Source organism: Bailinhaonella thermotolerans, assembly GCF_003594875.1.
Lineage (GTDB): Bacteria > Actinomycetota > Actinomycetes > Streptosporangiales > Streptosporangiaceae > Bailinhaonella > Bailinhaonella thermotolerans.
Map to the genome: position 1 here is coordinate 219,905 of NZ_QZEY01000013.1, position 19,842 is coordinate 239,746.

Genomic DNA, 19,842 nt, shown 5'->3' on the forward strand with positions numbered 1-19,842 from the left:
ACGAGCGGGCGCGGCGCGGCGGTGTGCGGAGGGAGGGAGGCGTGATCATCGTTCGGACACCACCTGGATGGGGACGGTGGGATCGTCGTGGTCCTTGGCGGCGGCCTCGGCGGCCACGCCGTCGGGCGGGAGCGCGGAGCGGGTCGGCCGCCAGCCCTCGCGCTCGACCGCCTTGATGAACGCGTTGACCATGACCGGGTCGAACTGGGTGCCCGCGCCCTTGCGCAGCTCGTCCAGCGCGACCTCGACCGGGCGCGCGCCCCGGTAGGACCGGTCGGAGGTCATCGAGTCGAACGCGTCGGCCACCGCGATCACCCGGGCGAACTCCGGGATCTCCGGCCCGGCCAGGCCCATCGGGTAGCCGCGGCCGTCCATGCGCTCGTGGTGGTGCATGATCCCGGCGTACGCCTCGTCGAGGAAGTCGATGCCGCGCACGATCTCCAGCCCGCGCATCGGGTGGAGCTGGATCGCGGCGTACTCCTCCTCGGTGAGCGCGCCGTCCTTCTGGAGCACCTTCGTGGGGACGCCGAGCTTGCCCACGTCGTGCAGCATCCCGGCGTAGCGGATCGCGCCGACGCGCTCGGTGCCCATGCCGATCTCCTCGGCGATCATCACCGAGGCCTTGGAGACGCGCTCGCTGTGCCCGCGCGTGTAGTAGTCCTTGGTCTCCACCGCCTGGCAGAGCGCGGCGATGGTGGCGTCGTAGGCGCGCTGCTGGGCGAGGTACTGCCCGAAGGCCCAGCGCGCGATGAACAGCGGCAGCAGCACCAGCACCGCGGCGATCGACTTCACCGAGGACCAGAGCCCGGCGATGAGCAGGCCGAACGTGGCGTAGCCCATGTAGGAGAGGAAGAGCTGGCCCATGCTGCGCCAGCGGATTTGGCCCGCGCCCACGTTGCCGGCGAGCCGCAGCAGGAGCCCCATCATGGCGAAGTTGAGCAGGGCGTAGGTGACGGCCGCCGCGGCGAACGGGGCGATCAGCGGGATGAACGCCTCGACGTCCCTGGGCACGCCCGTGCTGCCGCCGAACTCGGTGAACGCGACGCCCGCGGCGTACCCGCACAGCGCGAACTGGGCGCCGTTGTAGAGCCGTTTGACCAGCGGCAGGCCCGGCCGCACGGACAGGACCGCCACGGAGCCGACGATCGCGGCGGCCGTCGGGCCGAGCAGCACGACCGAGGCGAGCACGGCCGAGAAGCTGACGGACATCGCGGCCTCGCGGATGTTCAGCAGCGTGGGCACGGACTCGCACACGAGGAAGAGCAGCGCGAGCACCATCAGCGGGCGCCAGTCGAGCGTGCCGGGGCGTCCCTGCACGATCACGGCGGCCGCCCCGGCCGTGAGCACGACGAGGTAGAGCCGGGCGGGCCACGGTAGTCCACGCAAAGCAGACCCCTTTGTTGCGATCCTCGGCCACCCCTGGCGGGCGACCGCCACCCCGAGGAGTCACATGCGCATGCTCAGAACTCGCTCAGATCCGTTCGGTCAGGCTCGGTCGAGCTCGGCCGGGCTCGTCTGGCTCGGTCCGGCTCAGATCCAGGAAATCCCCTTCGGCCCGCTCTCGGCCACGAAAAGAATCACCATGGCGAACAGCATCATCGCCGCCGTCGCCCTGACGATCGCCGCCTTGGACATGGCACTGCCTCCCCTAATCCGACCTCAGGCTACAACGGCCGAAGTCCCCGATGGGGGCGGTACGAAAATCGTAAGCAAAGCGTGAGGTTGTGACTACATCTCGTGCGACAGGGAGCGGGCCCGCGCCCACGCGACGGTCTTGGCCAGGCCGTCGGGAAGGGACGTCGCGGCGGTCCAGCCCAGCGCCTCACGCGCCGCGGCGGGGTCCACCGACATCGCCGGGAGGTCCCCCAGGCGGGGCGGGGCGAAGCCGGGGTCGTCGGCCACGCCCACCGCCTTGGCGACCAGGGTGTGCAGGTCGCGGTCGGTGGTCTCGGCGCCGGTGCCGATGTTGAGCCGGAGGCCGGAGGCGCCCTCGCCGGTCGCGCGGGCGAAGGCGTCCACCACGTCCTCGACGTAGACGTAGTCCCGAGTCTGGCCGCCGTCGCCGTAGACGACCGTGGGCGAGCCGTTGAGCAGCCCGTCGGTGAAGATCGCGACGACGCCGGCCTCGCCCTCGGGGCTCTGCCGGGGGCCGTAGACGTTGGCGAGCACCAGCGCGGTGTAGTCCAGCCCGTGCAGCGCGCGGTAGGTGGACAGGTAGACCTCGCCGGACAGCTTCGAGGCGGCGTACGGCGAGCGGGGGTCGGCGGGCGCGTCGGACGGGACCGGCAGCGCGGCCGGCCGGCCGTAGAGCGCGACGGAGGAGGCGAAGACGACCTTGCGCGCGCCGGCGAGGCGGGCGGCCTCCAGCACGCGCACGGTGCCCTCGACGTTGAGGCGGGCGTCGGCGACCGGGTCGGCGACGCTCTTGCGCACGCTGATCTGCGCGGCCAGGTGGCACACGACCTCGGGCCTGACGCGCCCGGCCAGCTCGGCCAGGCCGTCCTCGCGCACGTCCAACTCCTGGAAGTCGAACCGGGGCGAGGAGGAGGCGGCGCGGAGGTTCGCGGCGGAACCCGAGGACAGATCGTCGACGGCGACGACCTCATGGCCGTCGCCGAGCAACCGGTCGACGAGGTTGGAGCCGATGAACCCGGCGCCCCCCGTTACAAGCACGCGCATGGCGCCGATCCTATGCCGCGGCGCCGACAATCCCGAAAGCGCTCTGTCAGACCGAGCGGGCGCCCGCGCCCAGACCGAGCGGTCGCCCGCGCCCGGCGTCAGGCCGAGCGGTCGCCCGCGCGCGGCGCGTCAGGCCGGGTTGTCGCTCTCGGCCAGCTCGCTCTGGACCTGCTGGATGCGGCGCATGACCTTGGCGCGCAGGTCGTCGGGCACCGGGTCGCACCCGCAGTGCTTGGCGACGAGCTGCTTGACGACCTTCTCCAGGCCGTACTCCTCCAGGCAGGGGCCGCACTCGTCCAGGTGCTCCTGGATCTCGTGGCAGCCGCCCTTGTCCAGCTCGCCGTCGAGGTAGGTGTAGACCCGGGCCAGCACTTCCGAACAATCGGTCTCGTGAGGGTTCCCGCAGCTCATTTCGCCCCCTTCGACCCGACCAGTCCGCGTTCGCGTGCGTAGTCCTCCAGCTCCTTGCGGAGCTGACGGCGTCCCCGGTGCAGCCGCGACATCACGGTCCCGATGGGGGTGCCCATGATGTCGGCGATCTCCTTGTACGGGAAGCCCTCCACGTCGGCGAGGTAGACCGCCATGCGGAAGTCCTCGGGCAGCGCCGCCAGCGCGTTCTTCACGTCGCTGTCGGGCAGGTGCTCCAGGGCCTCGATCTCGGCCGACTTCAGCCCCGACGAGGTGTGGGACTCGGCACGTGCGAGCTGCCAGTCCTCGATCTCCTCGGCCGCGGACTGCTGCGGCTGGCGCTGCTTCTTCCGGTAGGTGTTGATGAAGGTGTTCGTGAGGATCCGGTAGAGCCAGGCCTTCAGGTTCGTGCCCTGCTGGAACTGGTGGAACGACGCGAACGCCTTCGCGAAGGTCTCCTGCAGGAGGTCCTCCGCATCCGCTGGATTGCGCGTCATCCGGAGCGCGGCGGAATAGAGCTGATCCAGGAACGGCATCACGTCGTTCTCGAATCGAGCCCTGCGCTGCTCCAGAGTCTCCGCGTCTGTCGCCGAGACCTCGTCCACCCCCTTGAACCCGTCGTCGGCCCCCGCCCGGCCCTGCGACCCGGCGTCGGCACCGTACGCAGGGGAGAATACCTGGCTGGGCGCTGCCGAACGGGCGCGGGGCACCGCGCCACGCTGGAGGGGCACGTCACGCGGGGTGACGGCCGCCGAACCCGGGGCTACGAGATTGATCTCGGCCGCCCTGGGCATAGTGGGGCTGGTGAGCATGCGGTGGGAACCTCCGGACGTCAAACAGGCGTTGTCCCGACGTACGCCCGCTGCAACACGTCGGCCATGAGATCTGTTCCCGGCCACACAACTCGTTCTGTTTCCGGCGTTGTCAAGGTGACGAATGGCCCGGCATTGGGAAAAAGCTACGTACGGGTATGTCTTCGCAGGAGCCGCCGTGCTGCCCATCCCGGCCACGCAACTCAACGGTGCGGCGACCTTGGGGCACTACTGGACGTTCTACAGGGCCGTCGCCGCCGCCCAGCTCAAGCAGTGGCTGCCCAAGCGTCCCGTCCGGGTCGCCGACGTCTCGGGCGGTCATGGCCGCTGGTCGGCCCAGGCCGCCCTGGCCGGCCACACCGTCATCGAGGTGCATGACTTCCGCCGCGCCGACAACGACAGGCAGCTCGCCGGGGTGGGCCCGGTCGGAACGGTCGCCCAGGGCCCGGGCGCGCTCCAGCCGGGCCCGGTCGCGCGGGTGCGCGCCGAGGGGCTGCGCTTCCTCGACGACCGCAGCGTGGACGCCGTCCTGGCCGAGGAGCGCACCCTGTCCGTGGACCTGGTGACCGAGACGCTGGTGGCCGAGATCGCGCGCGTCCTGCGTCCCGGGGGCCGCGTGCTGGCCTGCGTCGACTCCCTGGTGCTGGGCATGGCCATCCTCGCCGAGCAGCAACAGTGGGCCCATCTGCGCCTGACCGAGGACGTCATGCTCGTCCCGTGGCCCGACGGCAGCATCACCCGCTGCTTCTCGGCCGCCCACCTCCACGAGCTCTTCGCCGGCGCCGGCCTGGTCGTCGAGTGGATCCGTCCCCGCACGGTCCTGTCCCCCAGCACCGTGGACCACGTCCTCGGGGCGGACAGCCGCGCCCTGCCCTGGCTCGTCCGCACGGAGCTGGCCACCCGGCCCGACGGCGACGACACGGTGGGCATCCACCTCCTGGTCAGCGCCCGCCGCCCCTGACCCGCCACGCCGTACGGCCTGAGCCCGCCGCCGCCCGGCATCCGGAGGGGCCGGGCGGGGCGGCCGGTGGGGCGTCAGCGGCGGCGTTCGCGCTTGGCCTGGCAGGAGACGCAGCGGGCGGCTTCGGGCCGGGCCTCCAGGCGGCCCTCGGGGACCTCCTTGGAGCAGTCCACGCAACGGCCGTACGTGCCGGAGTGGACGCGCTCCAGGGCCTCCGCGATGGCCCTGCGCTGGCGCCTGGCCGCGTCCAGCATGGCCTTGGCCCGCTCGGTCTCGGTCAGGTCGGCGCCCGCGTCGGCGGCTGATCTGTCCCTGGCTCCGGCGTCCGCCCCGGTGAGGACTCCGATGGTGCGGTCCAAATCGGAGAGCATGGTTTCCAGGCGCTTACGAGCGGTCGCGGTGTCCACGAATCCGCACCTCCCAGGGCTCGGGGGGAAACCACCGTTCTATGGAGTTCTCTATAGAACGGAGGACTTTGGCCCATCAGAACAGCGTGGGGGCATATTCCCCAGAAATACCCTCTTCAGGCAATGGCTTGACAAGTTCCGGGCCGTTATTCCGGACGTTGTTCACGTCGGTGGACACCGGATAGGCGATGAGGCCCGTCTCGGCGGCCGGGCGCAGCAGCCCGAGGGCGGCCTCGGCCTCGCCCAGCGACGGGTCGAGCCAGGCGGACCAGTCCCAGTGCGGGACGAACATCGGCATCCGGTCGTGGATGCGGCCCAGTTCGTCGAGCGCGTCCGTGGTGATCACCGTGACCGTGGTCCACCAGGCCAGGGGGTCGTCGTCGGGGCGCGTGCGGTCGCGCCAGAACTCGTAGATCCCCGCCATCGCCAGCACGCCGCCGTCGGCCGGCCGGATGAAGTAGGGCTGCTTCTTCTTCTCGCCCTCCTGGGCGTACCACTCGTAGTAGCCGTCGGCGGGCAGCAGGCAACGGCGCCGCGCGAAGGCCCGCCGGAACGCGGGCTTCTCGGCCACGGTCTCGACCCGCGCGTTGATCATGCGGCTGCCGATCGACGGGTCCTTGGCCCACGACGGCACCAGGCCCCAGCGCACGACCCGGAGCTGCCGCACCGGCGCGGCCTCCTCCGCGGGCGGCGTGCCGTCCTCCTCGCGGGGGGCGCGGGTCAGGACCGCGTAGACCTCCTTGGTGGGCGCGACGTTGTAGTCGGCGGCGAGCTCCCGCGCCTCGGGGGCGTCCCGGGGAATGTCGAACTCTTCGAGAAGCTCGTGCCGCTTTCGCGCGGAGGCGTACCGACCACACATACCCCACAGGGTGCCACGCGCCACCGACAAAGTGCGCACACGAAAGCGGGAACTTCCCCGCCGGGCCAGGACAAGTCCGGTGTCGTGTGTCGAGCGCGATGAAGCGGGCAGAAATCGCGCATGCGACCCATAAGAATGATCGCTCGACCCCTGCTCGCGGCCCCCTTCATCAAGTCCGGGATCGAGGCACTGCGCGACCCGGGCTCACGAGCCGAGCAGGTCGCGCCCACCGTCAAGCCGCTGGCCGACCGCTACACCTGGCTGCCCAACGACCCCGAGCTCCTGGTGAGGATCCAGGGCGCGGTCAACGTGGGCGCCGGCGTGCTGCTGGCCCTCGGCCGCCTCCAGCGCCTGTCCGCCCTGGCCCTGGCGCTGAACACGCTCCCCCACGCCCTGGCGCCCGGCGCCGAGGACCGCGCCCCCGACCGGTCGGAGCGCCTCACGGAGCTCGCCAAGGCCGGGGCCCTCCTCATGATCGCCACCGAGCCCATCCGCCGGAAGTCCGCCCTCCGGCCCAAGGCCCGGGTCCAGGCGCTGGAGGCCCGCCACGCCCTCGACGCCCAGACCCGCAAGCTGGAGCGCCGGGCCCGCCGCATGGCCGCCAGGGCGGCCAGGACGCAGCTCCGCATGGCCGCCAAGGCCGGCCGGGCCAAGGGCGCCGCCGCCGCCAGGACGCGTCCCCTCCGCGCCAGGATCTCCCGCTGACCCCCGGTACGGCCGAGCGCCCCGCGCCCTGGCCGTACCGGTCCCTTCTCGCGGCGCTCGCGCGGTTCCGAGCGCGGGTGCGCTCGGAACCGCGCGAGCGCCGCGAGACCCGTTCCCCGAGCCCGCCGGGCGTTCCCGCGCGTGCGCCGTGAGCCCGGCGGCCCCGCGCCTCCCCTCCCGGGCGTACGGCACGAGCCCGGCAGCGCCCGCGTCCAGTCCTGGGCGTACGGCATGGGCCCCGGGTCCCGCGCGTCCCATTCCCGGCGTACGGCGTGGGCCGGGGGCCTCCGCGCGTCGCGTCCCGGGCGGCGGCCGGGCGTGAGGGGGCGCGCCGGTCCCCGCGGCGGGTGTATCGGCCGGTGGGAGAGCCGGGCGTGACCGATAAGGTCGGGGGCATGGGCGAAGGGTTGTGGGACGCTCCGGTGGCCCCGGGGGCGGTCGAGGCGACCGTGCGGGTGCCGGGGTCGAAGTCGGTGACGAACCGGGCGCTGGTGCTGGCGGCGCTGGCCGAGGGGCCGGGGACCGTGCGGCGGGCGCTGCGGAGCCGGGACGCCGACCTGATGGTGTCGGCGCTGACCGCGCTGGGAGCGACGTTCACCCCGGTGGGCGAGGGCACGGCCGACAGCGTGGACTGGCGCGTCGAGCCCGCCGCCGCGATCACCGGGAACACCTCCGTGGACACCGGGCTGGCCGGGACCGTGATGCGGTTCGTGCCGCCGGTCGCGGCGCTGGCCGACGGGGACGTGTCGTTCGACGGCGACCCGCACGCCCGCAAGCGGCCCATGGGCGCGCTGCTCGGGGCCCTGCGCGCGCTCGGGGCGGACGTCGAGGGCGACGCGCTGCCGTTCGTGGTGCACGGGTCGGGCGGGCTGCCCGGCGGTGACGTGACCATCGACGCCTCGGCGTCCTCCCAGCTCGTGTCCGGGCTGCTGCTGTCGGCGGCGCGGTTCGACAAGGGCGTGACCGTGCGCCACGAGGGCCCGCCGGTCCCGTCCGCCCCGCACCTGGCGATGACGATCGCGATGCTCCGCGACGCGGGGGTGGAGGCGGACGACTCGCGGCCGGACGTGTGGCACGTCGCGCCGGGGCCGGTCGCCGCCCGGGACCTCACCGTGGAGCCGGACCTGTCCAACGCCGCGCCGTTCCTGGCCGCGGCGCTGGTCACCGGCGGCTCGGTGACCATCCCCGACTGGCCCGAGAGCACCACGCAGCCGGGCGACGCGCTGCGCGGGCTGCTCTCCGAGATGGGCGGGAGCGTCGAGCTCACTCCGCGCGGGCTGACCGTCACGGGCACCGGCACGATCAGCGGGATCGACGCGGACCTGCACGAGGTGGGCGAGCTGACCCCCTCCATCGCGGCGCTGGCGGCGCTCGCGGACTCCCCCAGCCGGCTGCGCGGGATCGCGCACCTGCGCGGGCACGAGACCGACCGGCTGGCGGCGCTGGCGGCGGAGATCAACCGGCTCGGGGGCCGCGCCCGCGAGACCGAGGACGGGCTGGAGATCGACCCGCGCGGTCTCCGCGGCGGCGAGTGGCGGTCCTACGCCGACCACCGGATGGCGACCGCCGGCGCGATCGTCGGATTGGCGGTTCCGGGGGTGAAGGTGCAGGACATCGCCACGACGGGTAAGACCCTGCCGGAGTTCCCGGCCATGTGGGCGGCGATGCTGGAGGGTTCACGCTGAGGCGCAGGCAGTTCGACGAGGAGGACGTCCGGATACGCCCCGGGCGCGGTTCGCGTCCCCGCACGCGCAAGCGCCCGGCGCACGAGGACGCCGCCACCGGCTATGTGGTGGCCGTGGACCGCGGGCGCTACACCTGCCTGGTGGAGGGCCGCACGACCGTCGCGATGAAGGCGCGGGAGCTGGGCCGCAAGGGCGTGGTGGTCGGCGACGAGGTGCGCCTCGTCGGCGACGTGTCCGGCCGGCCCGACGCGCTCGCCAGGATCGTGGGCCTCGTGCCCCGCCGCAGCGTGCTCCGCCGTACCGCCGACGACACGGACCCGGTGGAGCGCGTGATCGTCGCCAACGCCGACCAGCTCGTGATCGTCACGGCCCTGGCCGACCCCGAGCCGCGCCCCCGGATGATCGACCGATGCCTGGTCGCCGCCTACGACGCCGGGCTGGACCCGCTGCTCTGCCTGACCAAGGCGGACCTGGCCCCGGCCGAGAAACTCCTCGACGTCTACGCCCCGCTGGGCGTGCCGCACGTCGTCGTCCAGCGCGGAGGCGACCTGGCGGAGGTCCGCGAGCACCTGCGGGACCGCCGCAGCGTCCTCGTCGGCCACTCCGGCGTCGGCAAGTCCACGCTGGTCAACGCGCTGGTGCCGGACGCCGGGCGCGCCGTCTCCCACGTCAACCCGGTGACCGGGCGGGGCCGGCACACCTCGTCGTCCGCCCTGGCCCTGGAACTCCCCGGGGGCGGCTGGATCATCGACACCCCGGGCGTCCGCAGCTTCGGCCTGGCCCACGTCTCCGAGGAGTCGGTCCTCGCCGCGTTCCCCGACCTGGAGGCCGGCGCGGTCGGCTGCCCCCGGGGCTGCGACCACCTCAACGACGCGTGCGCCCTCGACGCGTGGGTGGAGGAGGGCAACGCCCGGCCCGGGCGCCTGGTCTCCCTCCGCCGCCTCCTCGTCGCCCGCCTCGGCGAGCCCGAGGACGCCTCCCTGGAGGAGTAGCCCGGGCCCGCGCCGTACGGCCGGAGCCCGGGTCTCCTGACGTACGGCCGGAGCCTCCGCCCAACGCGCGGGAGTACGGCCGGAGCCTCCGCCCAACGCGCGGGAGTACGGCCGGAGTCTTCGCACACCGTGCGGGAGCCGGATCACCGGCTTCCCGCGGCGGGGTGAGCCGGAGGGCGTCAGTCGTTGGGGCGGAGGATCCAGGTGACGGTCATCTCGGCGACGGTGGCGCCGTCGGAGACGCGGCGGATCGCGATGTGGACGTCGAAGGAGGGGCGCCGGCCCGCGTCCAGCTCGGCGAGGATCTCGGCCCGGCTGGAGCGGAGGGTGGCGGTGCACTCGACGTCGCCGCGGGCCAGCTTGAGGAAGTCGATCCTGGCCGTGGTGGGGAGGGGGGTGGCCCGGCCGAGCTGGTCGCCGACGGCGGAGAGCATCGCCGCGCCGGACGCGCTCTCGGCCAGGGTGAACAGGACGCCCGCGTGGGGGCCGCCCACGTGGTTCTGGATCTCGGGACGGTCGGCGACGCGCGCCACGACGACGCCCTCGCCGATGTCGCCGTACTCGATGCCCAGGTTCCGGGCGAACGGCACGCCCTCCAGCATGAGGGTCTTCACGTCGTTCGGGTCGATCGTCGTCATACGCCTTATGTTACTGGCGAGTAGAAGCCCACATCCGGGCAGGACCGTTGCGTATCCGTTGACCGGCGCTCATATCTCCCCGAGGGCCCGGCACGATAGCGTTTCCCCTCATGGCGGGCTATGACGACGACCTGCGCCTCGCGCACGTCCTCGCGGACGCGGCTGACGACATCTCCCTGCGGCGTTTCCGCGCGATCGACCTGCGCGTGGACACCAAACCGGACCTCACCCCGGTCAGCGACGCCGACCAGGCCGTGGAGGAGGCGATCCGCGGCCACCTCAAGCGGGCGCGCCCCCGCGACGCCGTCGTGGGCGAGGAGTACGGCAAGTCGGGGTTCGGCTTCCGCACCTGGGTGATCGACCCCATCGACGCGACCAAGAACTACGTGCGCGGCGTGCCGGTGTGGGCGACGCTGATCGCGCTGATGGAACGCGACGAGGTCGTCGTGGGCCTGGTGTCCGCGCCCGCGCTCGGCCGCCGCTGGTGGGCGGCCAAGGGCGGCGGCGCGTGGACCGGCCGCAGCCTCGCCAAGGCCTCCCGGATGCGCGTCTCGGGGGTGACCAGGCTGGAGGACGCCTCCTTCTCCTACTCCGACATCGAGGAGTGGGAGAAGCACGGCAAGCTCGACGAGTTCCTCGACCTGTCGCGCGCTGTCTGGCGCACCCGCGCGTACGGCGACTTCTGGTCCCACATGATGGTCGCCGACGGTTCGGCGGACATCTCGGCCGAGCCGGAGCTCTCGTTGTGGGACATGGCCGCGCTCACCGTGATCGTCGAGGAGGCCGGGGGCATGTTCACCGACCTGTCCGGCGTCCCCGCCGTCGGCGACAACGCGCTCATCTGCACGAACGGCCACCTCCACGGCGACGTCCTCAAGCGGCTCGGCGGGGGCCCGCTCACCATCAAGGTCTGATCGCCCGTACGGCTGCCGCGCCGACCCCCGGGAGGCCCGGTCCGCCATTCCCCCGCGCGCCGACCAGGCCCGGTCCGCCATTCCCCCGCGCGCCGGCCAGGCCCGGTCCGCCGCTCCCCCGCGCCCGCAGGGGCCCGCAGGGCGCGGGTACGCTGATCGATCGTGACGGCGTGGATGGACAGGGCTCGCGCGATCGCGGCCGCCGCCTGTCTCGCGGGCTGCGCGGCCTGCTCCGGCGCGCCGCCCGCCCCCGCGGCGGCCACCCCGCCATCAGGCCCGGCGCCGGAGACTCCGGCCGGCGCCCCGCCCGCTCCGGCGGGCCCGGGCGGGGCCGGCCCGCTGGAGGCCACGCACGGCAGGGGCAGCAGCGAACCGGGCGGAGGCGCGGAGCCGCGACAGCGGTTCAGCCCCCGTTCCGTGGCCTGCACGCCCCGCCTGCCCGCCGAGGCGGGCGGCCGCTGGCGCACCCGTGCCCCGCGCGAGCCGATCCCGCGCACCGCCCGTGCCGTACTGGGCCTGCGCAACGACTCCGGCGGCGCGTCCCTGACCGTCACCGTCACGGTGCGGGCCCCGGGCGGCGAGGAGTCCACGCGTGAGACCACGCTCAAGCCGCGGACCTGGGCGGAGGTCACCTATCCCGCCGATTTCCGGCGCGGCCGCGGCGGACACGCCCCCGCCCGCCTGGCGAGGGGGACGCACACCGTCCTGTGGCACGCCTCCGGGGGACGCCTGATCTCCTGCGACGGATTCGTGGTGAAGTAGCGCCCCGGCGGAAGGTCGGGCGGCAACCGGGCAGCGGCCAGGAGCCGGTCAGGCGGCGTCGAGCGCGGCGCGGGCGGCGGTCAGGAGGCCGTCCCGGTAGGACGCGCCGAAGAGGCAGACGTGCACGAGGAGCGGGTTGAGCTGGTGGAGGGGGACGCGCTCCCGCCAGCCCGCAGCGAGCGGCCACTCCTCCCGGTAGGCCCCGATGATCCGGTCCTGGTGGGGCGCTCCGAACAGCGCGAGCATCGCCAGGTCCGTCTCCCGGTGGCCGCCGTGCGCCGCGGGGTCGATCAGGACGGCCGAGCCTCCGGACCACAGGACGTTCCCGCTCCAGCAGTCGCCGTGGATCCGGCTGGGCGGCTCGGCGGGCCCGGCCAGCTCCGGCAGCCGGTCCCGCACCCGCTCCAGCAGCGCGACGTCCGCCCGGCCCAGTGAGCCCGCGTCCGCCGCCCGCCGCAGGTACGGCTCCAGCCGGCGCGACCAGTACCACTCCGGCCAGGAGCCCTCCGGCGAGTTGTCCATCGGCAGGTCCGCGATGAACCCGGGCCAGGGCGCGCCGAACGCGCCCGCCCCCGCCCGGTGCATCACCGCGAGCGCCCGGCCGAACGCCTCGGCGGCCTCCGCGCCCGGCCGTTCCTCGTCCACCCACGCGAGCACGAGCAGGTCCGGCGAGACCGCGACGACCTCCGCCGCGGGCCCGGCCTCCCCCAGCCAGCGCAGCCCCGCCGCCTCGCTCGCGAACACGTCGCCGAGGGGCCGCGACGCCTGCTTCACGAAGACGGTCCGCCCGTCCGCCAGCAGCGCCCGCTCCAGCGCCCACGCGTGCTGCGCCCCGAGCGCCCGCACCTCGCGCACCCCGACGCCCACCAGCTCGGCCAGTCCGGCCCGCTCGGCCCGCTCGGTTCGCTCTGCTCTCCGGACCGGCTCGGCCGGCTCCACCGGTTCCCGCACCTTCGCCCTCCCACCCGGCGCCCCGCGCCCCGCCGTACGACACCCAGCCGTACGACACCCAGCCGTACGGCGGCCGCGCCCGCCGTACGGCCGGCCGCGCGTCCCGCCCGCAGGTCCTTCCCGGGCGGGACGCGGCGATCACCTCCGGAGCAGTTTCTCCAGGTCGTCGGCCAGGCCGCGCGCCGCGGCCTCCACCATGTCGAGCACCTCGTCGAACCCGGACCGCCCGCCGTAGTACGGGTCGGGCACCTCGGCCTCGCGGGGCGCCGACGGGTCGAAGGAGCGGAACAGCCGCAGCCGCTCCTCCGGCACCCCGAGCGAGCGCAGCGCGCGGAGGTTGTCGCGGTCCATCGCCAGCACCAGGTCGTACCGCGACGCCCAGTCCCGCACGAACTGCCGCGCCCGGTGCGAGGCGCCGTCGAGCCCGCGCCCGGCCAGCGCCGCGAGCGCCCGCTCGTCCATGTCCGCGCCGGCGTGCCAGCCGCCGGTTCCTGAGCTGTCCACGGCCACGAGGTCGCCGAGTCCGCGCCGCGCGACCTCCTCCCTGGTGACGACCTCGGCCATCGGTGAACGACAGATGTTGCCGAGGCACACCATCGCGACGCGGTACGGGCGGCCGGCTTCCTGAGGATCGGGCAGGTCAGACATGGTTCACAGCATGCCAGGTCATTCACGAAGGCCTGCGCCTGACTTCCGCCCGAAGTAACGGTTCGTTTGATTTCCGTTCACTTTGACTGCGTTTGATCTGGTTACGCAGAGACCCGAGAAGCGTCTTGAGACGGAGAAGGACGAGTGACCAGTGGACAGCGCCGCCTTCGCGCGGTGGCAGTAGCGGCCATCGTGGCGGCCTTCGCCGCCGCGTGCGGCGGGGGCAACGGCGGCAAGGACGCGGCCCAGCCCGGCGGTACGGCGGCGGGCCAGGAGAGCAAGCAGCTCTCCGGTGAGATCAAGTCTGACGGTTCCAGCACCGTCGGGCCGCTGACCTCCGCCGCGGCCGAGTTCTTCGCCGAGGAGCAGCCGAGGGTCAAGGTGAGTGTCGGCACCTCCGGGACCGGCGGCGGCTTCGAGAAGTTCTGCGCGGGCGAGACGGACATCTCCAACGCCTCCCGCGCCATCAAGGACGAGGAGAAGGCGGCCTGCCAGGCCAAGAACATCACCTTCACCGAGCTGACGGTGGCGACCGACGCCCTCACCGTCGTGGTCAACAAGGACAACACCTGGGCCAAGTGCCTGACCACGGACCAGCTCAAGAAGATGTGGGAGCCGAACTCCAAGGTGAAGTCCTGGAAGGAGATCGACCCCAAGTTCCCGGACGAGCCGCTGAAGCTGGCCGGTCCGGGCACCGACTCCGGCACCTTCGACTACTTCACCAAGGAGATCAACGGTGAGGAGAAGGCGAGCCGCAAGGACTACAGCGCCTCGGAGAACGACAACGACATCGTGAGCGCCGTGTCCGGCGCCAAGGGCGGGCTCGGTTACTTCGGGTTCACCTACTTCGAAGAGAACATGGACAAGCTCAAGGCCGTCGAGATCGACGGCGGCAAGGGCTGCGTCGCCCCCAGCAAGGAGGGCGCGCAGAACGGCACGTACGCGCCGCTGTCCCGGCCGCTGTTCCTGTACGTCAAGAACGACTCGATCAAGCGCCCCGAGGTGAAGGCCTTCATGGACTTCTACGCCGGGAACATCAACAAGATCGCGACCGACGCGAAGTACATCCCCCTGAGCGCGGACCAGGAGAGCAAGCTCAAGGCCGCCGTCGAGGGGCTGAAGTAGCGCATGGCTTCCGCAGGCCGCGGCGTGACCGCCCCCGGGAACTCCCTGGGGCGGTCGCGCCCGCGTTACGGCGAGACCGCGGTCAAGGTCCTGCTGCTCGCCGCGGCGCTGGTGTCCATCGCGACGACCGTGGGCATCGTCGGCGCCCTGATCGAGCCGACGATCAAGTTCTTCGGTGAGGTGAGCGTCTTCGAGTTCTTCGCCTCCACCGACTGGGCCCCGCTGTTCAGCCCGCCCGCGTTCGGCGTCATCCCCGTCGTCACCAACACGCTGATCATCACCCTGATCGCGATCCTGGTGGCGGTGCCCCTCGGCCTGGCCGCGGCGATCTACCTCTCGGAGTACGCCACGGCGCGGGTCCGCAAGGCCCTCAAGCCGATCCTGGAGGTGCTCGCCGGCATCCCCACCGTCGCGCTGGGCTTCTTCGCGCTGACGCTGGTCTCCCCGTTCGTGCGGAGCTGGTGGCCGTTCCCCATGGAGGCGAAGAACGGCCTCGTCGCCGGGCTGATCGTGGGCATGATGATCATCCCGATCGTGGCCTCGCTCTCCGAGGACGCGATGTCGGCGGTCCCGGGCGGCCTCCGCGAGGGCGCGTACGCCCTGGGGTCCTCCCGCATGATCGTCTCGCTGCGCGTCGTCTTCCCGGCCGCGCTGTCGGGCATCATCGCCGCCGTCATCCTGGCGATCTCCCGGGCCGCGGGCGAGACGATGATCGTGGTGATCGCCGCGGGCTCCAACCCGACGTTCACCGTGAACCCGGGCAAGGAGATGCCCACGATGGCGTCGTTCATCGCCCAGGCGGGCTCGGGCGACCTCCCCGTCGGCAGCATCGCCTACGACACGATCTTCGCGGTGGGCTCGCTGCTGTTCGCCCTCACCTTCGCGATGAACTTCATCAGCGCCCGCTTCGTACGGCGCTTCCGAGAGGTCTACGAGTGATGGCCGTCCTCACCACACCCCGCAGCGCCGTACAGCTCGCCTCCAAGGGCCGTCCGGTGCGCGAACACGTATTCCGGTTCGTCCTCATGGCGAGCCTGGCCGTCGCGCTCGCGTTCCTGATCCTGCTGCTCGTCTACATGGTGGTCAAGGGCTGGCCCCGGCTCGACGCGCGGCTCTGGGAGAACATGCCGTCCATCCGGCGGCCGGAGCGCGCGGGCGCCCAGTCGGCGATCGTCGGCACCCTCTGGCTCATCGGCCTGACCGCCCTGTTCGTGCTGCCGACCGGCGTGCTCGCGGCGATCTACCTGGAGGAGTACGCCGACAAGACCCGGTGGTACAACCGGCTGATCGAGCTGAACATCCAGAACCTGGCCGGCATCCCGTCGATCATCTACGGCATCCTCGGCCTCGGCATCCTGGCGCGGGTCGTCGGGCTCGGGTTCGGCGTGCTCACCGGCGCGCTCACCCTGTCCCTGCTCGTGCTCCCGATCGTCATCATCGCCTCGCGCGAGGCGATCCGGGCCGTCCCGCCGTCCATCCGCGAGGGCTCGCTCGCCCTCGGGGCCACCCAGTGGCAGACGGTCTACCGGCAGGTGCTGCCCGCGTCCATCCCGGGCATCGCCACCGGCTGCATCCTGGCCCTGTCCCGCGCGATCGGAGAGGCCGCCCCGCTGGTCATGCTGGGCGCGGCCACGTTCGTGCCGTTCAACCCCGAGGGCCTGTTCGACCAGTTCGCGGCCCTGCCGGTGCAGATCTACTTCTGGATCACGCAGTCGCGGGAGGAGTTCCACGTCCTCGCCGCCGCCGCCATCGTGCTGTTGCTCGTGATCCTGCTGCTGATGAACTCCGTGGCCATCTGGCTGCGCAACCGCTACCAGAAGCGTTGGTGACCATGACCGAGGTAGGCGCAATGTCCTCTCAGCCCCACGTGACCATCCACCAGCCGGAGGTTCCCCGGAACCTCGCGGCGCTGGACCCGGTCTTCACCGTGCAGGGGCTCGACGTCTTCTACGGCGACTACAAGGCGGTCCGCGACGTGGACCTCACCATCGGTCGCAAGGAGATCACGGCCATGATCGGGCCGTCCGGCTGCGGCAAGAGCACGGTCCTGCGCTGCTTCAACCGCATGAACGACCTGATCCCCGGCGCCCGGATCGACGGCAAGATCCTCTACCACGACGAGGACCTCTACGGGGACCACGTGGACCCGATCGAGGTGCGGCGGCGCATCGGCATGGTCTTCCAGAAGCCGAACCCGTTCCCCAAGTCGATCTACGACAACATCGCGTACGGCCCGCGCGTCAACGGCCACAAGCGTGGCGACCTGGACTCCGTCGTCGAGCGGGCGCTGACCCAGGCCGCGCTGTGGGACGAGGTCAAGGACAAGCTCAAGGCCAGCGCCCTGTCCCTGTCCGGCGGCCAGCAGCAGCGCCTGTGCATCGCCCGCGCGATCGCCGTGCAGCCCGAGGTCATCCTCATGGACGAGCCCTGCTCGGCCCTCGACCCGATCGCCACGACCAAGATCGAGGACCTGATGCAGGAACTCGCGAAGGACTACACGATCGTGATCGTCACCCACAACATGCAGCAGGCGGCCCGCGTCTCCGACCGCACCGCCTTCTTCACGGCAGAGGTGGACGAGGCCGGCGTCCGGCACGGCCGCCTGGTCGAGTTCGACGAGACCAACCGGATCTTCACCAACCCCGCCGACAAGCGCACCGAGGACTACATCACCGGCCGCTTCGGCTGACCCGAGCCATGCCCCTGCTGCTCGTCGCCGATCCCGCCCCCGGCCCCGAGCTCCCCCGGGTCCTGGAGCCGGAGGGCATCGACGTGGTGGTGGCCGAGGACGGCGCCCAGGCGCTCCTGCACGCCGGCGCCCTCCACCCCACCGCCGTGCTCGTCAGCGCCGCGTTGCCGGTCATCGGCCCGGTCGAGTTCGTCCAGACCGTACGGCGGAGCGTCAGCGTCCCCATCCTCCTGGGGGCGGGCCCCGGCGACGGTGACACGGCCGCCCGCGCCCTGACCGCGGGCGTGACCGCCTGCGTGGCCAGGCCGTACCGGATGCGGGAGTTGCTGCCGCTGGTCCGCGCCGCCTGCCTGGGGGAGACGTCGGCCGACCACAACGTGCTGACCGCGGGCGAGGTCACCCTCGACGTGCCCGCCCACGAGGTGCGCGTGGCCGGCGTGCCGGTGCACCTCCCGCTGCGCGAGTTCGACCTGCTGCACTACCTGATGCGCAACGCCGACCGCACGGTGACCCGGGACCAGATCCGCCACCACGTCTGGCAGACCACCGCGCCCGTCTCCACCAACACCATCGCCGTCCACGTCAAGCGCCTGCGCGCCCGCCTGGGCGACGAGGACCACGGCTCGCCCCTCATCCAGACCGTCCGGGGGATCGGCTACCGGCTCGTCCCGCCCCAGCCCGGTCCCGGCTCCCGCTGACGACCGGCCCGCGGCCGAACGGCTCTTCCCTCGGGCCGGTCGCGTGGTCTCCGCTCCACGGGCGCGAGCGGAGACCACGCGACGCGGCCCGGGCGGAACCTTTCCCGCCGCCCGGCGCCGCGTGCCTCGTCCCGCGCGGGTGCCCCATCCCTCGTGATCGCCGGTTCCGGGTGCGCGCACGCGCCGCCCGACCGGTGCGGGGGCGGTTCCATGCGTGGGGGCGGTTGCGGGGCGGGAGCGGTTCAGGCGGGGAGGCGGTTCAGCGGTTCAGGCGCGGGTGGCCAGGAGACGGGCGATGGAGTCGTCGTCGCAGGTGGACCAGAAGCCGCCCACGACGTCCTCCAGGTGGTCCAGGGAGTCGGCCCGGAAGAGCGTGTCCTGGTACTTGGTGATGTCGTAGTCGGTGGTGCCCATGAGCGCCAGGTCGAGGGGCCGGATCTCCATGTCGCGGAACTCCTCGATCTCCCCGTAGGAGGACAGGATGCCCGCGCCGTACGCCTTGAGCTCGCCGTCCTCCGCCATCACGCCGAACTCCAGGGTGAACCAGAACACCTTGGAGATGAACTGCAGCGCCTCCTCGGTCTCCACCCGGCGCACGGCCTGGCCCGCGGCGCGGTAGAGCGCGGCGAATCGGTCGCTCGCCAGGGTGTTGGCGTGCCCGATGACCTCGTGGATGACGTCCGGCTCCGGGGTGTAGAAGGGCACCGTGTGGTGGCGGATGTACTGGGTGGAGTAGAAGTGGTCGTCCGCCAGCGAGCCGTAGAAGTCGCGGAGCGGGACCAGGCCGGCGGCCGGCAGGTAGCGGAAGCCCGTCAGGGGCTGGAGCAGGTCGCCGACCTCCTGGAGCTGGGGGATGCGGTCGGCGGGCAGGGAGAGCCGCTCGGCCGCGTCCAGGAACTCCCGCACGGCGTACTTCCGGTGCTTGATCGCCAGTTCGCCGGAGACGAGGCGCCACACCTCGTGCTCCTCGTCGGTGTACTCCGCGGTGGGGATGGGCTCGCCCCGCTTGTGGCCCAGGGCGAGGAGGGCGATGGCGTTGCGGCGCGCCCGGTAGACCGGGTCGGCGAATCCGGGGTGGCTCGACGCGAGTTCCACGACGACCTCGCCGGTCTCGCCCCGCGTCACGGGCGCGAAGTACTGCGCTTCCTCGAACATCCACGCCTCCTCAGCCAACGGATGGACTGCCCAGACTGCCCGGAATGACAACATCTCCGGGACTCCGCTGGCAATAGTGACCATTTCGAGTGCGCGGAACGCCTGGTTCGCGGGGTCTGGCGGCCTTAGTCTCTGGTCATGTCGACCAGTCCGATCGATCCCCTCGACGCGCGGCTCCTGACGACGATGCGGCGCAACCCGCGCATCGGCCTGACCGAGCTCGCGCGGAAACTGGGGGTCGCCAGGGGCACCGTGCAGGCCCGCGTGGAGAAGCTCACCGCAAGAGGCGTCATCGCGGACTTCGGCCCCACCGTCGCCCCCGCCTCCGTCGGGTATCCGATCCTGGCCTTCGTCCAGCTCCAGATCGCGCAGGGCAGGCTCGCGGAGGCCGTGGTGGCGCTGGAGGTCCTGCCCGAGATCCTGGAGGTGTACGGCACCAGCGGATCGTCCGACCTGATGTGCCGGGTGGTGGCGCGGAGCACGGAACAGCTTCAGGAGATCATCGCGCGGATCCTGACGTCGCCGGCGGTGCGGCGCACGGACACGACGATCGCGCTGTCCACGCAGGTGCCGTACCGGATCGAGCCGTTGCTGAGAGCGGCCGTCGACTCCTGAGAGGCTTCCGGAGATCCGCCACCGGACATTGGAGTCAGCGAGCCCGCACGATGGGTGGGCCGGGAAGTAGCCCCCCGAAAATGGGTCCGGAAATGCCGGAAGGGCCATCCCATACCGGGATGGCCCTTCCGTTCAAAGA

The 19,842-nt window shown here is 72.4% G+C and carries 22 protein-coding genes; 12 read left to right on the plus strand and 10 right to left on the minus strand.

Annotation, left to right across the window (positions count from 1 at the left end; genetic code table 11):
• Positions 1–45 precede the first annotated feature (45 nt).
• The 4 genes from D5H75_RS28085 to D5H75_RS28100 all read right to left on the minus strand — a co-directional run bounded on the left by D5H75_RS28085 (position 46) and on the right by D5H75_RS28100 (position 3,692).
• Entirely contained in the window at positions 46–1,386 is a 1,341-nt protein-coding gene (locus tag D5H75_RS28085) for an HD-GYP domain-containing protein (protein ID WP_202638575.1), read from the minus strand.
• A 342-nt stretch (positions 1,387–1,728) separates the two neighbouring features.
• Positions 1,729–2,679 carry an NAD-dependent epimerase/dehydratase family protein gene (locus D5H75_RS28090; protein WP_119929548.1) on the minus strand — a complete coding sequence of 317 codons (951 nt, stop codon included), beginning with the start codon at positions 2,677–2,679 and terminating at the stop codon, positions 1,729–1,731.
• 129 nt (positions 2,680–2,808) lie between these two features.
• Positions 2,809–3,090, minus strand: coding sequence for a mycothiol system anti-sigma-R factor (gene rsrA, locus D5H75_RS28095; protein ID WP_119929549.1), 282 nt, complete (start codon positions 3,088–3,090; stop codon positions 2,809–2,811).
• The gene (locus tag D5H75_RS28100) at positions 3,087–3,692 is read right to left on the minus strand and encodes a sigma-70 family RNA polymerase sigma factor (protein ID WP_119929596.1); all 606 of its coding nucleotides are present in this window, start codon (positions 3,690–3,692) and stop codon (positions 3,087–3,089) included. The genes rsrA and D5H75_RS28100 overlap by 4 nt, the downstream gene beginning before the upstream one ends.
• 385 nt (positions 3,693–4,077) lie before the next feature.
• Between D5H75_RS28100 and D5H75_RS28105 the strand changes: the two genes are divergently transcribed.
• Positions 4,078–4,860 (plus strand): methyltransferase domain-containing protein, encoded by a 783-nt coding sequence (locus D5H75_RS28105; RefSeq protein ID WP_119929550.1) that lies wholly within the window; start codon positions 4,078–4,080, stop codon positions 4,858–4,860.
• 74 nt (positions 4,861–4,934) lie between these two features.
• Here the strand turns inward: D5H75_RS28105 and D5H75_RS28110 are convergent, their stop codons facing one another.
• Both D5H75_RS28110 and D5H75_RS28115 read right to left on the minus strand, forming a co-directional pair.
• On the minus strand, positions 4,935–5,267 hold the full coding sequence (locus D5H75_RS28110) for a TraR/DksA family transcriptional regulator (protein WP_119929551.1): 333 nt from the start codon (positions 5,265–5,267) through the stop codon (positions 4,935–4,937).
• Positions 5,268–5,343: 76 nt separating this feature from the next.
• The gene (locus tag D5H75_RS28115; protein WP_119929552.1) at positions 5,344–6,126 is read right to left on the minus strand and encodes an SOS response-associated peptidase; all 783 of its coding nucleotides are present in this window, start codon (positions 6,124–6,126) and stop codon (positions 5,344–5,346) included.
• A gap of 120 nt (positions 6,127–6,246) precedes the next feature.
• On the opposite strand from D5H75_RS28115, the gene D5H75_RS43515 reads away from it, so the two are divergent.
• From D5H75_RS43515 to rsgA, 3 genes are all read left to right on the plus strand, one after another.
• Positions 6,247–6,831, plus strand: a complete 585-nt coding sequence (locus D5H75_RS43515) for a DoxX family protein (protein WP_242454564.1) — start codon at positions 6,247–6,249, stop codon at positions 6,829–6,831.
• A gap of 395 nt (positions 6,832–7,226) precedes the next feature.
• Positions 7,227–8,516 (plus strand): 3-phosphoshikimate 1-carboxyvinyltransferase, encoded by a 1,290-nt coding sequence (aroA, locus tag D5H75_RS28125; RefSeq protein WP_119929553.1) that lies wholly within the window; start codon positions 7,227–7,229, stop codon positions 8,514–8,516.
• Positions 8,486–9,508, plus strand: coding sequence for a ribosome small subunit-dependent GTPase A (rsgA, locus tag D5H75_RS28130; RefSeq protein ID WP_242454565.1), 1,023 nt, complete (start codon positions 8,486–8,488; stop codon positions 9,506–9,508). The genes aroA and rsgA overlap by 31 nt, the downstream gene beginning before the upstream one ends.
• A 179-nt stretch (positions 9,509–9,687) precedes the next feature.
• Here rsgA and D5H75_RS28135 read toward each other — a convergent pair whose 3' ends face one another.
• Positions 9,688–10,146 (minus strand): DUF4442 domain-containing protein, encoded by a 459-nt coding sequence (locus tag D5H75_RS28135; protein ID WP_119929554.1) that lies wholly within the window; start codon positions 10,144–10,146, stop codon positions 9,688–9,690.
• 110 nt (positions 10,147–10,256) lie between these two features.
• On the opposite strand from D5H75_RS28135, the gene hisN reads away from it, so the two are divergent.
• Positions 10,257–11,060 carry a histidinol-phosphatase gene (gene hisN / locus D5H75_RS28140; RefSeq protein WP_119929555.1) on the plus strand — a complete coding sequence of 268 codons (804 nt, stop codon included), beginning with the start codon at positions 10,257–10,259 and terminating at the stop codon, positions 11,058–11,060.
• Between the two features lie 174 nt (positions 11,061–11,234).
• Positions 11,235–11,822, plus strand: a complete 588-nt coding sequence (locus D5H75_RS40955; protein WP_147425297.1) for a hypothetical protein — start codon at positions 11,235–11,237, stop codon at positions 11,820–11,822.
• Positions 11,823–11,870: 48 nt separating this feature from the next.
• Here the strand turns inward: D5H75_RS40955 and D5H75_RS28150 are convergent, their stop codons facing one another.
• Together D5H75_RS28150 and D5H75_RS28155 are read right to left on the minus strand one after the other, a co-directional pair.
• Positions 11,871–12,773, minus strand: a complete 903-nt coding sequence (locus tag D5H75_RS28150; protein ID WP_340137779.1) for a fructosamine kinase family protein — start codon at positions 12,771–12,773, stop codon at positions 11,871–11,873.
• Between the two features lie 138 nt (positions 12,774–12,911).
• A complete protein-coding gene (locus tag D5H75_RS28155; RefSeq protein WP_119929557.1) occupies positions 12,912–13,421 on the minus strand; it encodes a low molecular weight protein-tyrosine-phosphatase in 510 nt (169 codons plus the stop codon).
• A 144-nt stretch (positions 13,422–13,565) separates the two neighbouring features.
• Between D5H75_RS28155 and D5H75_RS28160 the strand changes: the two genes are divergently transcribed.
• The 5 genes from D5H75_RS28160 to D5H75_RS28180 are packed head-to-tail and all read left to right on the plus strand — an operon-like array spanning position 13,566 to position 17,933.
• A complete protein-coding gene (locus D5H75_RS28160; RefSeq protein ID WP_202638576.1) occupies positions 13,566–14,546 on the plus strand; it encodes a PstS family phosphate ABC transporter substrate-binding protein in 981 nt (326 codons plus the stop codon).
• Between the two features lie 3 nt (positions 14,547–14,549).
• Positions 14,550–15,485: a phosphate ABC transporter permease subunit PstC gene (pstC, locus tag D5H75_RS28165; RefSeq protein WP_119929559.1), complete on the plus strand. Its 936-nt coding sequence runs from the start codon at positions 14,550–14,552 to the stop codon at positions 15,483–15,485.
• Entirely contained in the window at positions 15,485–16,375 is an 891-nt protein-coding gene (gene pstA / locus D5H75_RS28170; protein ID WP_119929560.1) for a phosphate ABC transporter permease PstA, read from the plus strand. Before pstC ends, pstA begins: the two co-directional genes overlap by 1 nt.
• A 20-nt stretch (positions 16,376–16,395) precedes the next feature.
• Positions 16,396–17,235: a phosphate ABC transporter ATP-binding protein PstB gene (pstB, locus tag D5H75_RS28175; protein ID WP_206781970.1), complete on the plus strand. Its 840-nt coding sequence runs from the start codon at positions 16,396–16,398 to the stop codon at positions 17,233–17,235.
• 8 nt (positions 17,236–17,243) lie between these two features.
• Entirely contained in the window at positions 17,244–17,933 is a 690-nt protein-coding gene (locus D5H75_RS28180) for a response regulator transcription factor (protein WP_119929562.1), read from the plus strand.
• A 267-nt stretch (positions 17,934–18,200) separates the two neighbouring features.
• Here the strand turns inward: D5H75_RS28180 and D5H75_RS28185 are convergent, their stop codons facing one another.
• A complete protein-coding gene (locus D5H75_RS28185) occupies positions 18,201–19,088 on the minus strand; it encodes a phenylalanine 4-monooxygenase (protein ID WP_119929563.1) in 888 nt (295 codons plus the stop codon).
• A gap of 138 nt (positions 19,089–19,226) precedes the next feature.
• Here D5H75_RS28185 and D5H75_RS28190 point away from each other — a divergent pair, with 138 nt between their 5' ends.
• Entirely contained in the window at positions 19,227–19,703 is a 477-nt protein-coding gene (locus D5H75_RS28190; protein WP_119929564.1) for an Lrp/AsnC family transcriptional regulator, read from the plus strand.
• The last annotated feature ends 139 nt before the right edge of the window (positions 19,704–19,842 follow it).